Raw genomic sequence first — 15,676 nt, 5'->3', positions numbered from 1 at the left:
CGCCATCAAGATAAACAAGATCAGGAACATGAGGCTCAATTGTCGTTGCAGATGATGTAGGTTCTTGGAATAGCCCCTTCCAGGGGCAAGTCAAAGCCGCCTTCTAAGAAGGCGGATTCTTTACTTGGCTTAAGTACTTAAGTTCACCTGCTGCACTTACGATGGAATCTACATCGAATGAACTTTTAGTGAGTTTCTTTACTTCAGGAATTAAATGCTCGTCAATATTTTCCAGATCCAGTGTAAGAAATGGTTTTTCATCCATTTTATTTGGAGCATCTAGGTCGGTATAGAACTGATACTCAGTGCCATTTGTCAAAATGGCAAGACGGGCGTTCGTTACTGAAAAATAACGAAATAGCTGAGCAGCATGTTTTATTGATAGTTTTTCGTTGTACTTTTTACATTCTATCAGTATTTGTACTTCGCCATCTTTCATTAAAGCATAATCTACTTTTTCACCTTTCTTACAGGCAGTATCGGCAGTAAATTCCGGAACAACTTCATTGGGATTGAATACGTCATATCCCAAAACTGTATGCAGGAAGGGCATGATTAAGGCATTCTTTGTCGCTTCTTCGGTTTGAAGGCTACTAGCAATTTGTGGGATACGTTTAGAGAGAACATCAATCCTTTCAATAAAATCCATTTCACATTTCCTCTTGTTGTACTCTGTTGCTTATTTTTTATTCCAGTGAATTTGCAGCGGTTTGTAAGTTCATAATCGTTTAAACCGTACATGCAGTTATAAACCTAGCCGATAAAAGAACCATATCAAGTGAAATTATTAGTTTTTGTGGTATTTATCTAGTATTTACAAGTACGGCTGAAGATTTATTAAATAGACCACACATGAATTGTTAAGCAGATACTGAGTGATACCACTTGAGTTCAATGTGTTGCCCGTTATCATATATACAAATCATGTCATATAGAGTGTATTGTAGAAGCATAAAGTGTGATAAGTGGCTGCGCGACAAGTCGAACATGATGTTGATAACCTAGCGAATACTGGCGTATCACGATGAACGTTAATGTATAAATTAAAACAAACCTTCCATATTTACTGATTAATTGGCAATGATTTCACTCCTATGTCGCCTTAATTTGACAACTCAGGCACAAAGCACATTTAATCAATTAATCATGACGATGGATAAGCTTTGACTGTTGAAGGATTGAATGAAATGAAAGAGGCGAGAGTGCAACGCATATTAATGGTGTGTATGGGCAATATCTGCCGTTCACCGACGGCAGAAGCTGTGTGTCGCTTTAAGGTTGCGGAGCGTAAGCTCAATATTGAGGTGGACTCTGCGGGTACTATTGGTTATCACCAAGGGGATAGGCCTGATAGCCGTGCTATGGCGGCGGGGGAAAAGCGGGGTTTTAGTTTCGATGGAATGCGGGCTCGGCAGGTTGTGGATGCCGACTTTGAACATTTTGATTTAATTTTGGCGGCGGATAAGGCCAATTTAGCGGATTTGCGTAGCCGTTGTCCGCTCGAGTATCAGTACAAGTTACAGTTAATGCTCTCCTATGCGGATACGCAAGTCACAGAAGTGCCGGACCCTTACTATGGTGGCGATCAGGGCTTTGAACTGGTGTTGGATTTATTAGAGCAGAGTATGGATGCCTTGCTCGATAAGCTGGCATCAGGTGCACAAAAGTAGTTCCACGTGACAGTGTTTTTTAACGCCACATCTCCGTTTATTAAAATAAAAAAGCCAGCATATTCAATATGCTGGCTTTAATTTTAAATTTGATGAATTCGCCTAATAATCTTGAATATCAATATTATTAGCTTCTTATCTTCAACACACTCCGCGCGTTATTTTCAACGCTCGCAGAGTCGCAAGCTGATTTAGTCGTGATGGCTTAGTCGTTATGGCGTTTGCCTGAACGTTTCAGTTTTTCATTAGCTAGTTTGGCTTCTTTCTCGGCTTCTTTTATGGCCATGATGCGGGCGACTTCAATCTTCTCAAGCTCGGCCATCGCAGGCGTTTCTAATGAAAGTAGACCGATTTTGCCTGAGCGGTATTCATGCAGCAATAACTCAGATGCCTTGTGCATATCAATGCGACCACCGGGACGCAGGGCGCCACGTTTACGGCCGATTTCTTCGAGAAGTGCGACATCATCCTTGGGTAATTCACTTAAGTTGTAGCGTTCACAAATCTCTTTTGGATAAGCGGTTAAGAAATACTTAGCGGCGAACAGGGCTACATCTTCATATTCCATCGCGGTATCTTTAATGGCACCCGTGACGGCGAGGCGATAACTGCTCGCTTCGTTATCCACTTTTGGCCATAAAATACCCGGAGTGTCCGACAGCACGATACCGTTACGTAAATTGATCCTTTGCTGGGTTTTAGTCACCGCAGGTTCGTTACCGGTTTTGGCGATAACACGGCCAGCTAAGGTATTGATGATGGTAGATTTCCCAACGTTGGGGATCCCCATGATCATAGTGCGAATGTCTTTTTCGGTTTTATCGCGACTCGGCACTAGCTTGCGGCAGATATCAGGGATCTTTTTCACCATTGCCGCTTGCAGTGTGGTGATCGCGGTGGCTTTTACGCCTTGTTCGCGTTCTAAGTATTCAATCCATTGCGCAGTGATCTCTGGATCGGCCAGATCAGATTTATTGAGCAGTTTGATACAAGGTTTGTCGCCTCGAAGCTGAGCCACCATGGGGTTTTCGCTACTGTAGGGAATACGCGCGTCCAGCACTTCGATAACAAGATCGACCTGAGGCATTGCCTCTTCAATCTCTTTGCGTGCCTTGTGCATATGCCCTGGATACCACTGAATTGCCATGATAACGCCTTGTCCTAAATAACTTAAAGAACGGCTATTCTACCTTGAAGGTGGCGAATGTCATAAAAAAAGCGCCCTAAGGCGCTTTAATCGCTTAATCCTTGACTGTCTCTTGCGATTGTCACTCGGATTAATAGGCGGTATTAAGGGTTAAATAACCCCTAGTTCGCGCAGTCTTTCCATCAAATAACTGTCGGCGGTATAACGCTCAGACAGCACGACAGCAGGGTTTGGATGCAAAAATAACGGCAAAGAGATCCGTGGTTTGGTTTTATCCGTACCTTCAGGATTGATGACGCGATGTGACGTCGATGGGAAATAACCGCCAGACGCTTCCTGTAGCATGTCACCGATATTGATAATAATGCTGCCAAAATCGCTGGGGACATCTAACCAAGTGCCATCTTTGGCTTTCACTTGTAACCCAGGCTCATTGGCAGCAGGTAACACTGTGATAAGGTTAATATCTTCATGGGCGGCGGCGCGAATGGCGCCCATTTCTTCACTGCCCGTCATCGGTGGGTAATGCAGAATACGCAGTAAGGTTTTTTGGCTGTTGGCGATCATTTCTGACAATGGCATCGAAAACTTGGCTTTTACGTCTTCGGGTGAGTAGGTTTCAATCCACTCTAAAAGTTCTGAAGCCAGCGCATTGGCTTTGTCGTAATAGGCGAGAATATTGGCACGCAGTGAATCGGGGATCCGGCCCCAAGGATAAACGTGATAGTACTCTTTAATGTCTTTGACTGTGTTGCCTTTGGCGGTTTCAGAAATCGATGCGGGGAAGAAACCGTCGTGGGTTTCTTTTTTGAACATATAGTCGTTTTTGGCTTCTGAATTAAAAAAGGCTTGCCACTCGGTGTAGATGTCTTCAACTAAGCGCTTATCAATCGGATGATTAGATAAAACACCAAAGCCAGTTTCCCTAAGTGATTCAACGAATTGCTGGGCACTGTTTTCAGCGCGGTAATCAATGGTTTCTAATTTCATTGTGGTTTCTACTTGTTATATTTAGTTGTAATTTGACCCGCAGCAAGTGTAGCCGTGCGCTTGAGCGGGTGCAAATACTCCGCGAGGGTGAGTGAGAGCAACTGCTGTATTTTCGGTCATTTATGTTGTCGCTTAATGCGCACTGATTTAAATGCTTAGATTAGGACTGACTTAAGTGGCAAGATTTTAGCCGTTAAACCCGTTAGTATGGGTTATTGGATGTGTTGTGATTAGATTTGTTGTGATTGGGATTGATGTCAGCCGCATTTTGAAGCCGAGTGCAAGATATCTTGCTTGGAGTGGGTCTTATGTTGGCTTTTTATGGAACAGCTGCTTAATAAACTTAATCAACTTAATCAAAGAGTATCAAAATAGACAACGACGTGAGTCGAAAGGGCATTAATATGAACAAACTGACCGATTTTGAACGCTATGTTATCGAAGAAAAAGGCACTGAACGCCCATTTAGTGGTGAGTATTATGATCATGATGCCAAGGGTTTGTATTTATGCAAAAAATGCCATGCGCCCTTGTACCGCTCTGAGCATAAATTTAATGCCCATTGTGGCTGGCCAGCTTTCGATGATGAAATCGCCGGCGCTGTAACGCGCCATATTGACGCCGATGGCCGCAGAACCGAGATTGTCTGTAGCCAGTGTGGCGGCCATTTAGGCCATGTTTTTGAAGGTGAGATGTTAACCCCCAATAATATTCGTCACTGTGTTAACTCCGTTTCTATGGTTTTTAAAGGGATGGATGATGCTGTTGAACCAGCATCGAACAGCTTTGCAACTTTTGGCGCCGGATGTTTTTGGTGCGTCGAGGCGATTTTTAAAAGCCTAAAAGGCGTGGTGAACGTGACTTCTGGCTATGCTGGCGGTGATGCCCATGACGCCGATTATAAATCCGTTTGCTCGGGTCAAACTGGTCATGCAGAGGTGGTGCATATCGAGTTCAATCCAGAGGAAATTGATTTTACGACGCTGTTAAAGGTCTTTTTTGAGAGTCATGATCCGACTACGCTCAATCGTCAAGGCAATGATAAGGGGCCACAATATCGCTCCGTGGTGTTTGCCCATAATGCTGAGCAGATTGAGCAAACTACCGCTATGTTGACTCAGTTAGCGGCGGCTAAGGTTTTTGATGCGCCGATTGTGACCCAAGTTTCAGCGTTTGAGACGTTTTATCCCGCTGAAAATTATCACAATGATTACTTTGCTTTACACGGTGAGCAGCCTTATTGTCAGATGGTGGTGCGCCCTAAAGTCGAAAAAGTGAAAGCCTTGTTTGCACGATTGCAAAAAGCTTAAGCAATTCAGCGCAGGATACTAAATACAAAAACGCCACCGATAAAGGTGGCGTTTTTAATCGATTTTTTAATGTCCGCAACGGTCATTACCGAGATAACTATCTACTCTCGGCTAACCACTGGGCATATTGTTTGGTGTAATAGCTGACAATCAAATCCGCTCCGGCTCGCTTTAAGCCGACAAAGGTTTCTGTCACCACTGCACGCTCATCCAACGCACTTGCAAGGGCGGCAAACTTGATGCCCGCATATTCACCGCCGACTTGATAGGCGGCGAGTGGTAAGTGAGTTTCTTGTCTTAAACGGCTTAACACATCTAAGTAGGGGGTGCCGGGTTTAACCATCAGGATATCGGCGCCTTCCGCTTCATCTAATGAGGCTTCTAACAGGGCTTGGCGACCGTTGGCATAATCAAGCTGATATCCCTTGCGGTTACCACTGAGTTCACAATCGACCGCGGCTCTAAAAGGACCGTAAAAAGAAGAGGCGAATTTTGCCGAGTGAGCCAGAATCGCCACATGTTCAAAACCTGCGGCATCGAGCCCTTGGCGAATGGCTTTTACTTGACCGTCCATCATGGCCGATGGTGCTAACATATCAGCGCCCGCTTTGGCGGCTGTTATCGATTGCTTAACTAAATTTTCGACGGTGAGATCGTTGCAGACTTCATTATTGTGCACCACGCCGCAATGGCCGTGATCTGTGTATTCACAAAAACAAATGTCGGGGATCACCATCATCTCAGGCACAGCGGCTTTAATGGTGCGCACCATACGGGCGAGCAAGCCATTGTCGTCCCAGGTATCGCTGCCCTTATCATCCTTAGTGTGCGAAATCCCAAAGGGCATCACATAGCGGATCCCGAGGGCATAAAGCTCGCGAACTTCATCCGCCAGTGCGCTCTCAGGTAAGCGGCTGATGCCAGGTAGCGTGGAGATAGGCACGGCATGGGTGATGTGCTCTTCAATGAACAGGGGATGGATAAGATCGCTTAACGAAATATGGGTTTCGCGCAGCAGATCACGCATCGCTTCTGAACTACGTAAGCGTCTTAGGCGACGCAATGGAGGCGTGTTTAACATGAAATATCCTTATCGAGGGCAGGTTAATGCAATCGTACAATAATAAAGGAGTGGCAAGGAATGAATTCAATCCAGACTTGTCTGCTCTGACAAGCAAAGTTAAAAAAGTTTCCCCAAGCGAGCGGTATTCATTAATGAGTTTATCGATCATTGACTTAGATCACATAAATCCATCAAGTCCTGATTTGCTACTGGATATCATGCGGGCGCTATTTTAGCTGACTTGTTTGCTTAGCCCTTTGTTTTCGGGCATTTGATGTTATTATTTGCGTCAGTTTACTCATGGCATATTCGCACAATACCGAAATGGTTAACTTGATGCGAAATCTTGCCCGCTAATCCGGTTTTGAAATGACAATAACACACGAACACTCTGCTTGTATTCTTGCCTTAGACACTTGTACCGAATCCTGCTCAGCTGCGCTGCAATATCAAGGTCAGATTTATGCTGAACTTGCCGATGCGCCGCGTGAACACAGCCAGCGTCTGTTACCTATGGTCGATTCAGTGCTCAAGCAAGCGGGCATTAGCTTAGATAAAGTGGCGGCGATTGCCTATGGTCGAGGTCCTGGCAGTTTTACGGGGATCCGTATTTGTACTAGCATGACTCAAGGTCTAGCGCTGGGGTTGGATTTGTCTGTGATTGGTATTTCAACTCTTGCAGCAATGGCACAAATGGCGATTAGCGTGCATCAAGCCGAGCAAGTGTTGTGTGCCATTGATGCGCGCATGGGTGAAGTGTATTGGGGGCAGTTTGTGGCCGTCGATGGTATAGCGACATTAGTCGGTGAAGAAGTGGTCAGTGCGCCTGCCAACGTACAACTTCAGCTTGATACTGAAGCGCCCATTGTGGCTTGCGGCACCGGTTTTGATGCGTATCCTGATTTACTGGCACTCGGCAAAGGGATTTTCGCTCTCGACGCCGTGAAATATCCCGATGCAAGGGCTATGCTGATATTGGCTGAAGCAGGCATCAAAGCAGGGCTAATAACCTCGGTCGATGAGCTTGAACCTGTGTATTTACGTGATACAGTTACATGGAAAAAGTTACCCGGTCGTGAATAAGCTGTTCTTTGTCTGAGTATCTGCGATAGAATCTCAGGCAATTACTGCTAAGCATTCTTTACGAGGAATGGCTTAACGATGGATAGTGCAAACTTAAGGCTTCTTGATGCAAGTTAATGTAAATCAAATGAGTTTGACGAATGCCGTAGCGAGTAATAGACCCGCTATCGCTCAGGGGCTAACCGCGCCTGAATCGTCACGCCCAGTGATTGAGCAAGATGCCGTCGAAGCCCTCAGTTTAGAAACACAGCCTAAAGGTAAAAACGCAGCGGGAAATTTACAGTCAAAGCTTGGTGCGCACCTCGAGTATGAACAAGATACGCGTGGTCATCAGGGGGCGATTGCCCAATATTTACAAACCCAACATGCCGCCAAACGCGATGAAATTCAGCAAATGGTTGGCGTGGACTTGTATGCTTGAACAGCAAAAAATATCTTCCGGTTCTACCTCGCCATTTTCCTCATCTAAGTTAACGGGTTTAGCCGCCAGCGGTGTGCCAAGCCGTGGCTTGTTTATCATCGAGCTGGTGGTGGCGTTGCTCATCACCCGCATTCCCTATTTAAGCGTGCCGTTTAAATGGCTTGAAAGCTATTTCCATGAATTGTCTCACGGCATTGCGACGATATTAAGCTCGGGCGTGGTCAGCCATATTCAATTGTTTCCTAACGGCGCAGGCTTTTGTTTTAGCCAAGGCGGTTCGCCTATGTTGATTGGTTTTGCTGGGTATTTTGGCGCGGCCTGTTGGGGATATTTAATTTACTTGCTCGCGACTTGGCCAAAGGGGATCCGCGTGAGCTTTGCCTTGCTGGGCGCTTTAGTGGTGCTAAGCAGCTTGCTCTGGGGCCGAGATATCCTCACGCTGGCGATTCTAGCCGTGCTGACTATTATTTTGTTGTTACCGCTTAAACTCAGTCAAAACAAAATGTTGACCCAGTTTTTGCGTATTATCGGCTTGATGATCATGCTTAATGCGCTGGCAAGTCCAACTGTGTTGCTCGGGCTTGATGGCCAAGGTGATGCGGTGATGTTGGCCGAGCGTTCTTGGATCCCCGCGTGGATTTGGGTGGGATTATGGTTATTAACCAGTGCATGCGCTTTGTATTTTGCGTGGCGCCGTGTCGATAACGCTGCGAGTCGTTAATCCTCAAGGTCATTTAATACCTCAATTGTATTGTGTTTCCTCTAGACGTTTTTCCGCTTTGCGCTGTGTTGGTTCGATAAAGGTGAATTGACTCATCACTTTGAGCTATAACCACTTATGTCGCTTAAAGCTTAGTTTTGCGACTTCTATTCCTTGGATTTTTGGCCATTGGCTGCTAGGTTAAGCCTTCGGTATCCATGGAGAATTACAATGAAAAAAGTCACCTTAGTTGCCAGTCTGCTGCTTGCTGGTTTATGTTCGAGTGTTACCTATGCCGATGAAAGCTTAGATAAAGTCTTAAAAAGCGATTTTCGTCAGGCTAAAAATGCCAGTCGCGACGTTTATCGTCATCCCGCTGAAACCTTAACTTTTTTTGGCATTACCCCAACACAGACTGTGATTGAACTCTGGCCGGGTAATGGCTGGTACAGTGAAATATTAGGGCCTTATCTTGCTAAAGAGGGCCAATATATCGCAGCCAGTTTCGAAACGGCTCCTGCGACAGACACGCCCGGAAATCGTTATCGCGCCAACGCTGGCACTAAGTATGCTGCGTGGATGACGGCCAATAAAGACGTCATGGGCAATGCAAAGATTGTTACCTTTGATCCTCCACAAAAAATGGATTTAGGCGCTGACGGCAGTGCTGATCTGGTATTAACCTTCCGTAATCTTCATAACTGGGCATCGACAGATCAGTTGGAAAACGTGTTTGCGGCATCTTATAAAGTGTTGAAAGACGGCGGTATTTTTGGCGTGGTAGAGCATAGAGCCAACGAAGGAATGAACTTCAGCACTGGCTATATGGACCAAGCGGCTATGGTTGCTCTAGCCAAAAAAGCCGGTTTTACCTTAGTAGAAAGCGCAGAAATCAATGCCAACTCCAAAGATACTAAGGATTACGCCAAAGGTGTTTGGACGCTACCGCCCTCTTTTGCCTTGGGTGATACCGATAAAGAAAAATACCAAGCGATCGGTGAAAGTGATCGTATGACACTCAAATTTGTCAAAAAATCATCTTAATTACCTGACATCAGAGGCATTATGTGGCAATCTCTCGCCCCCCAAAATCAAATCGAATTTGCATTACCTCATATTAAGGTCGCAGGCCGATTATGGGGGGCGAAGGACAAACCTTTACTGCTGGCCTTACATGGCTGGTTAGATAATGCCAACAGTTTTGAACCCTTAGCTGCGCATTTACTCGATTATCAAGTGCTCGCGATTGATTGGCCTGGACATGGCTTTTCGGCGCACAGGCCGGGGCATTATCCGCTGCATTGGATTGATTACTTGTATGATTTGGATGCGCTATTAACGGCATTACCGCAAAAGCCTGTGGCCATGGTGGGGCATTCGCTCGGTGGCATTATTGCCTCTGCATATACGGCGACCTTCCCTGAAAAGGTCAACAAGCTGGTATTGATTGAAGCGTTAAGTCCCTTATCAGAATCGCCAACGCAAGCGAAAGCACGACTAAGGAAAAGCTTCTATCAACACGAGAAGTATTTAACCCAGAAACATGGGCAGGCAAAAATTTACGACAGCATAGAGACTGCAGTGCGGGCGAGGGCGCATTTAACAGGACTTGCCGAACCTTGGTGTCGGCTATTGCTCGAGCGTAATATGCAGCCCGAAGGTAAGGGCATAGGTTGGCGCAGTGATCCTCGATTGAGATTAGATTCACCCCAAAGGCTAACCTTCGCTCAAGTTGATGCATTAATGCAGGACATCAATATTGAAACCTTATTAGTGTGTGGCAAACAGGGATTTAGCCAGTTGCAGACCGCCATACCTAAGGCGCGAACCTGGTTCAAACACTTGTCTGAACACATAATAGAGGGCGATCACCATGTGCACATGGACAATGCCGAAGGTGTCGCGCGCTTGATCCGCGAATTCGTTAAATAGGGTGCTTTTACTGCCCTAAAAAAGACGCTAGGTTTTTTGTTTTTTTTATGTGATGATGATCAAAATTAAAACGCTCGTATGATTTATGACGAGTCAATCAATAACTATAAAATGTAAGCCGGTATTTTAACTCGGTATTTATCGAGTCTTGACGCTTGTATGGATATTGTTTCCGCAGTTGTGGGGATTTAGGAGAGAGTAGTGGATCAGCCTTGGATTAATCATTTGCCAAAAGATGTGCCTGCTGAAATTAATGTGGAGCAGTACTCATCGCTTGTTGATATGTTCGAAACAGCGGTGGCTAAGTATGAAGATCAACCTGCATTTATCAACATGGGTGCCACGCTAACCTACCGTAAATTGGAAGAACGCAGCCGTGCATTCGCCGCGTATCTACAAAATGAATTAAAGCTTGAAAAGGGCGATCGTGTCGCCCTGATGATGCCAAACCTGCTGCAATACCCGATTGCGCTGTTTGGGGTATTACGTGCCGGTATGGTGGTCGTTAACGTTAACCCGCTATATACCCCGCGCGAACTCAAACATCAGTTGATTGACTCGGGCGCCAAAGCCATCGTTGTCGTGTCAAACTTCGCCCGCACCTTAGAAGAAGTGGTCGAACAAACGCCCGTTGAAAGCGTCATCATTACCCGTTTGGGTGATCAATTAAGCGCACCCAAACGCACCTTAGTGAACTTTGTGGTGAAGTACATTAAGAAGTTAGTGCCAAAATATGATTTACCCCACGCATTATCAATGCGCGACACCTTATCAACCGGTCGTCGCATGCAATACATCAAACCTGAAGTCACTAACGACGATTTAGCGTTTTTACAATACACAGGTGGCACCACTGGGGTCTCTAAAGGCGCGATGTTGACCCATGGCAATATTGTCGCCAACGTATTGCAGGCCGATGGTGCTTATTCGCCCGCCTTAAACGATGGCAGCGAGTTTGTGGTAACGGCTTTGCCGCTGTATCACATCTTCGCCTTGACCGTGAATTGCCTGCTGTTTTTGCACAAAGGCAGCCAGAACTTACTCATCACCAATCCTCGTGATATCCCAGGATTTGTGGCTGAGTTGAAAAAGTATCCTTTCACCGCATTAACTGGGGTAAATACCTTATTTAACGCGTTAGTGAACAGTGATGATTTTTCCCAGTTGGATTTCTCACGCTTAAAACTCTCTATCGGTGGCGGCATGGCGGTACAAAAAGCTGTGGCGGATAAATGGCAATCGATTACTAAAACCCGTTTACTTGAAGGTTATGGTCTGACGGAAGCCTCACCCTTATTAACCTGTTGTCCATATAACTTAGACGGTTATAACGGTTCAATCGGTTTCCCTGCACCTTCGACACTGATCCAAATCCGTAATGATGACGGCAAGGTATTAGCCCAAGGCGAAACTGGCGAGCTGTTTGGTAAAGGCCCGCAAGTGATGAAAGGCTATTGGCAACGTCCTGAAGAAACCGCCAAAGTGATCGATACTGACGGCTGGTTAGCCACGGGCGATATTGGTTACATGGATGAGAAAGGGTTCTTCTATATTGTCGATCGTAAGAAAGACATGATCTTAGTTTCAGGCTTTAACGTATTCCCTAACGAAGTCGAAGAAGTGGTTGCACTGCATCCTAAAGTGATTGAAGTGGCTGCAGTTGGGGTGCCAAATGACGCCAGTGGTGAGTTAGTGAAGGTATTTGTGGTGGCAAAAGATAAATCTTTAACCGCTGAAGACATCATTAAGCACTGCCGTATTCATTTAACGGGATATAAAGTACCGAAGCTGGTAGAATTTAGGGACGAGTTACCTAAAACCAACGTGGGTAAGATCTTGCGACGAGAGCTTAGAGACGAAGCTAAGCGAGCGTAAGATTGAAGCCGGCATTTGCCGGCTTTTGTTTTTATGGACTGTGATTGACCCACAGGATCTGGAGAAGAATTTGTCAGCGTTTCAATATGTGAGTGATGAAGCAAGCCTTAATGCCCTCGTTGCCCAATATAAACAGAGTAAGATACTCGTGTTAGATACCGAGTTTGTTCGTACTCGTACTTATTATGCCAAGTTAGGTTTGATCCAAGCCTATGATGGTAAAACCTTAGCTTTGATTGATCCTGTGGCTTTACCTGATTTAGCCCAGTTTTGGGCGCTGTTATCGGACCCGAATATCGTTAAGCTAGTGCATTCCTGCAGTGAAGACTTAGAAGTGTTTGCCCACTATGGCAAATGTCAGCCTACGCCTTTGTTTGATAGCCAAATTGCCGCCTCTTTGTGTGGTATGGGCCACGGTGTAGGTTATGCCAAGTTAGTTGAAACTTGCCTGGGTGAAGTGATCGATAAAGGTGAGTCGCGTACAGATTGGATCCGCCGCCCGTTAACGGAAGCCCAGTTAAGCTACGCCGCTAATGACGTCCTTTATTTGTATCAGCTCTATCCTCAACTTGAAGCAAAACTCAGCGCCCAAGGGCGTTTAGCTTGGTTATACGAGGAAGGGGAGAGGATGACTCAGGGCAGGCTTGCCGCTCCTGATCTCGATACAGCCTATTTGAAAGTGAAAAATGCTTTCCAATTGACAGAAATTCAATTGGCTTACCTTAAAGTGCTTGCCAAGTGGCGTCTTGAAAAAGCGTTAGTGCGTGATCTCGCCTTAGGTTTTGTGGTCAAAGATCATGGTCTTATCGCATTAGCGAAGAAGCAACCTAAATCCTCGGCTGACTTGTTTAAGCTCAATGATTTGACTGAGCAAGAAAAACGTATTCACGGCAAAGACTTATTACGTGTGCTGCAAACCGCTGATTTAGTCAATTTACCCGAGTTAGTGGATGTATTGGCGTTAAAATCAGGCTACAAATCGGCCTTTAAGGCGATTAAAAGCTGTTTAGTTGAGTTGTGCGAACAGCATGATGTGCCACAGGAAATGCTCGGCTCTAAACGTCATATCCATGAGTTTTTGCAATGGCGTTGGGATAAGCAACAAGGGGATTTACCCGCGGTGTTATGCGGATGGCGAGGCGAGATTGCCGCTGAGTCCCTAGCTAAGCTTGAGGTCTAAGGCTTTTAATCTAGTATTTAAATCTTGCGCGTGAAGTCTTGTACTTTATGCGCAGTATTTGAAACTTACCGATAGCCGAAAAACAGTCAACAAAAAGCGTCATCTTCTTCAGAAGATGACGCTTTTTGCGTAATCGACTTATCTGTCAGGCAATGTGACGTTAAGTTCGAGTACCGACAGGTTCGCGTCGTTTTGATCTAACTGCACAGAAACTTGATCATCAGAAATCGGCACATATTTGCGAATAACGGCAATGATCTCTTGTTTCATCTGTGGGAAATAATCGGGAGTGTCCCTTTGCCCACGTTGATGAGCCACAATGATCTGTAGGCGCTCTTTAGCCATTACCGCAGTGCTAGGCTTTTTCTTGCTTTTGAAATAGTCGAGTAAAGACATAATTAGCTACCAAATATCCGTTGTAAGAAACCTTTCTTTTCTTCCGTAATAAAGCGTACTGGGACATCTTCGCCCAGTAAACGTGCAACTGTGTCACTGTAGGCTAAACCTGCATCACTTTCTTGATCGATAATCACAGGCACGCCTGAGTTAGAGGCTTTCAGTACCGATTGTGACTCAGGGATCACGCCGAGTAACTCAATGGCCAGAATTTCTTGAACATCATCAACACTCAACATTTCGCCCGATTTTACACGGCTCGGTGAATAACGAGTCAGCAGTAAGTATTCTTTGATTGGCTCAAGGTTTAGCTCGGCGCGGCGTGATTTGCTCTGCAGCATTCCTAAAATACGGTCTGAGTCGCGTACTGAACTGACTTCTGGGTTAGTTGTCACAATGGCGATATCGGCAAAATACAGTGCCATCATAGCGCCTTGCTCAATCCCCGCAGGTGAATCACACAGAATAAACTCAAAGTCTTTGGCTAAATCGTCTAGAACACGGCCAACGCCTTCTTTGGTCAGCGCATCTTTATCACGGGTCTGTGAAGCGGGTAAAACGAATAACTTGTCGCAGCGTTTATCTTTGATCAGCGCTTGATTTAAATTGGCTTCACCATTGATCACATTAACGAAGTCATAAACCACACGACGCTCACAACCCATGATCAAGTCTAAATTCCGTAAACCAATATCGAAATCGATAACGACTGTCTTGTGTCCTTGCATGGCAAGACCAGTCGCAATTGCAGCACTCGATGTGGTTTTACCTACGCCGCCTTTACCTGAAGTGACAACAATAATTTGTGCCATGTTTCTCTCTATCCTTTGTTCTGCCATTTAGAGGGGCAATGATTCAACCATAAGTGACTCACCGTTTAGGCGAATGCAGCCACTTTTATCTGAGCTATGTTGTTGTAGATTTTCAGCGAGCCAATATTGCCCTGCTATTGAAACGAGTTCGGCTTCCAGAGAGTGGGCTATGATGACGGCGCTGGTATCGCCCGCCGCGCCTGCCATGGCTTTCCCTCGTAATGCGCCATAGATATGAATGCTACCATCTGCGATGACTTCTGCGCCATTGCCTACCGCACCAAATATGATTAAATCACCATTTTTTGCGTAGACTTGTTGGCCTGAACGAATATTTTGCTTCACTATTTTAGTTTGGCGAGGTGCTGGCGGTGGCGTACTGCTCTGTTTTCCGGCTTTAACTATGGCAAGGCCTAAGTCTTTGGCCTGTTTACTGAGTACGGTTGTCGCGCCTGTTATGCCAACAATCACTAATTGACGTGAGATCAGCAGATCCTTTAACGCACTTAAATTTAAGCTGTCGTGTTGGATCGCACTCAGATTGACAACTAAAGGAGCACCCAGAAAAAACTGTGGGGCTTGTGCCAACTTACTGTCTAATTCAGTCATGACAGCTTGTAAATCGCTGCTATTAATATGAAGCACTGAAAGAGTAAAAGAAGCGCCTTTTAACTCTAAGCTAGGTTTTGACATCCCGGCACTATTCTCCAGAAATCATCAGTCGGTTCGCTGATTTTACAATTAAATTACTAGGCGACCATGTTATAGTGTGCCCCATTGACTGGCAAGTTTGAACTATTGGATATTTGTACTCTTATGCTATGTGCCGTTTATAAAAGTAGCCGAAAGGCTGATACTTATTTATTTGTGAAGAAAAGAGATTGTTTTGACGATGTTCCTGCGCCTTTGATGGAAATGTTCGGCGTGCCAAAACTGGTGATGGTGTTTCCTATCGCTAAACGTGACGCGTTAGGTATGGCAGATATTAAAAAGGTGAGAGCTGCGATGGAAGAAAACGGCTTTTATTTACAAATTCCGCCTCCACAGGTGAATTTATTGGCAGAGCATAAACTCAGTCTTGGGATCAAAGATTAAGC

17 protein-coding genes are annotated in these 15,676 nt (G+C 45.4%); 10 read left to right on the top strand and 7 right to left on the bottom strand.

The features are described 5' to 3' along the window. Positions 1-103: 103 nt before the first annotated feature. Positions 104-649, bottom strand: a complete 546-nt coding sequence (locus MO387_RS18250; protein ID WP_242326439.1) for a type I restriction endonuclease — start codon at positions 647-649, stop codon at positions 104-106. A gap of 538 nt (positions 650-1,187) precedes the next feature. On the opposite strand from MO387_RS18250, the gene MO387_RS18245 reads away from it, so the two are divergent. Then, entirely contained in the window at positions 1,188-1,670 is a 483-nt protein-coding gene (locus MO387_RS18245) for a low molecular weight protein-tyrosine-phosphatase (RefSeq protein WP_107947180.1), read from the top strand. Between the two features lie 205 nt (positions 1,671-1,875). On the opposite strand, the gene ylqF is transcribed toward MO387_RS18245, so the two are convergent. Both ylqF and MO387_RS18235 read right to left on the bottom strand, forming a co-directional pair. Beyond that, positions 1,876-2,817: a ribosome biogenesis GTPase YlqF gene (gene ylqF, locus MO387_RS18240; protein WP_107947182.1), complete on the bottom strand. Its 942-nt coding sequence runs from the start codon at positions 2,815-2,817 to the stop codon at positions 1,876-1,878. A 150-nt stretch (positions 2,818-2,967) separates the two neighbouring features. After that, positions 2,968-3,807 (bottom strand): 2OG-Fe(II) oxygenase family protein, encoded by an 840-nt coding sequence (locus MO387_RS18235; RefSeq protein WP_107947184.1) that lies wholly within the window; start codon positions 3,805-3,807, stop codon positions 2,968-2,970. Between the two features lie 404 nt (positions 3,808-4,211). Here MO387_RS18235 and MO387_RS18230 point away from each other — a divergent pair, with 404 nt between their 5' ends. Continuing rightward, on the top strand, positions 4,212-5,117 hold the full coding sequence (locus MO387_RS18230) for a bifunctional methionine sulfoxide reductase B/A protein (RefSeq protein ID WP_107947186.1): 906 nt from the start codon (positions 4,212-4,214) through the stop codon (positions 5,115-5,117). 97 nt (positions 5,118-5,214) lie between these two features. Here the strand turns inward: MO387_RS18230 and hemB are convergent, their stop codons facing one another. After that, positions 5,215-6,198, bottom strand: a complete 984-nt coding sequence (gene hemB, locus MO387_RS18225; RefSeq protein WP_107947189.1) for a porphobilinogen synthase — start codon at positions 6,196-6,198, stop codon at positions 5,215-5,217. A 351-nt stretch (positions 6,199-6,549) separates the two neighbouring features. Here hemB and tsaB point away from each other — a divergent pair, with 351 nt between their 5' ends. The 7 genes from tsaB (at position 6,550) to rnd (ending at position 13,371) form a co-directional block, all read left to right on the top strand. Further along, positions 6,550-7,263: a tRNA (adenosine(37)-N6)-threonylcarbamoyltransferase complex dimerization subunit type 1 TsaB gene (gene tsaB / locus MO387_RS18220; RefSeq protein ID WP_107947191.1), complete on the top strand. Its 714-nt coding sequence runs from the start codon at positions 6,550-6,552 to the stop codon at positions 7,261-7,263. Between the two features lie 106 nt (positions 7,264-7,369). Further along, on the top strand, positions 7,370-7,684 hold the full coding sequence (locus MO387_RS18215) for a hypothetical protein (RefSeq protein WP_107947193.1): 315 nt from the start codon (positions 7,370-7,372) through the stop codon (positions 7,682-7,684). Continuing rightward, the gene (locus MO387_RS18210) at positions 7,677-8,405 is read left to right on the top strand and encodes a M50 family metallopeptidase (protein WP_199908800.1); all 729 of its coding nucleotides are present in this window, start codon (positions 7,677-7,679) and stop codon (positions 8,403-8,405) included. Before MO387_RS18215 ends, MO387_RS18210 begins: the two co-directional genes overlap by 8 nt. 210 nt (positions 8,406-8,615) lie before the next feature. Beyond that, a complete protein-coding gene (locus MO387_RS18205) occupies positions 8,616-9,428 on the top strand; it encodes a class I SAM-dependent methyltransferase (protein WP_107947195.1) in 813 nt (270 codons plus the stop codon). Positions 9,429-9,449: 21 nt separating this feature from the next. Beyond that, entirely contained in the window at positions 9,450-10,316 is an 867-nt protein-coding gene (locus tag MO387_RS18200) for an alpha/beta hydrolase (protein ID WP_107947197.1), read from the top strand. A gap of 201 nt (positions 10,317-10,517) precedes the next feature. Continuing rightward, the gene (gene fadD, locus MO387_RS18195; RefSeq protein WP_107947199.1) at positions 10,518-12,191 is read left to right on the top strand and encodes a long-chain-fatty-acid--CoA ligase FadD; all 1,674 of its coding nucleotides are present in this window, start codon (positions 10,518-10,520) and stop codon (positions 12,189-12,191) included. A 70-nt stretch (positions 12,192-12,261) separates the two neighbouring features. Continuing rightward, positions 12,262-13,371: a ribonuclease D gene (gene rnd / locus MO387_RS18190; protein WP_107947201.1), complete on the top strand. Its 1,110-nt coding sequence runs from the start codon at positions 12,262-12,264 to the stop codon at positions 13,369-13,371. 138 nt (positions 13,372-13,509) lie between these two features. Here the strand turns inward: rnd and minE are convergent, their stop codons facing one another. The 3 genes from minE to minC are packed head-to-tail and all read right to left on the bottom strand — an operon-like array spanning position 13,510 to position 15,272. After that, positions 13,510-13,767, bottom strand: coding sequence for a cell division topological specificity factor MinE (gene minE / locus MO387_RS18185; RefSeq protein WP_028760193.1), 258 nt, complete (start codon positions 13,765-13,767; stop codon positions 13,510-13,512). A gap of 2 nt (positions 13,768-13,769) precedes the next feature. Further along, the gene (gene minD / locus MO387_RS18180) at positions 13,770-14,579 is read right to left on the bottom strand and encodes a septum site-determining protein MinD (RefSeq protein WP_006086391.1); all 810 of its coding nucleotides are present in this window, start codon (positions 14,577-14,579) and stop codon (positions 13,770-13,772) included. A 27-nt stretch (positions 14,580-14,606) separates the two neighbouring features. Continuing rightward, positions 14,607-15,272, bottom strand: coding sequence for a septum site-determining protein MinC (gene minC / locus MO387_RS18175; protein ID WP_106650327.1), 666 nt, complete (start codon positions 15,270-15,272; stop codon positions 14,607-14,609). Between the two features lie 123 nt (positions 15,273-15,395). Between minC and MO387_RS18170 the strand changes: the two genes are divergently transcribed. Beyond that, complete coding sequence (locus tag MO387_RS18170) at positions 15,396-15,674, top strand: YcgL domain-containing protein (protein WP_106650328.1); 279 nt, start codon at positions 15,396-15,398, stop codon at positions 15,672-15,674. The last annotated feature ends 2 nt before the right edge of the window (positions 15,675-15,676 follow it).

Source organism: Shewanella sp. N2AIL (genome assembly GCF_022690845.1).
GTDB classification, from domain to species: Bacteria; Pseudomonadota; Gammaproteobacteria; order Enterobacterales; family Shewanellaceae; genus Shewanella; species Shewanella baltica.
The sequence above is the reverse complement of the archived record's forward strand: the minus strand, read 5'-3'. Positions and strand labels throughout refer to the sequence as shown.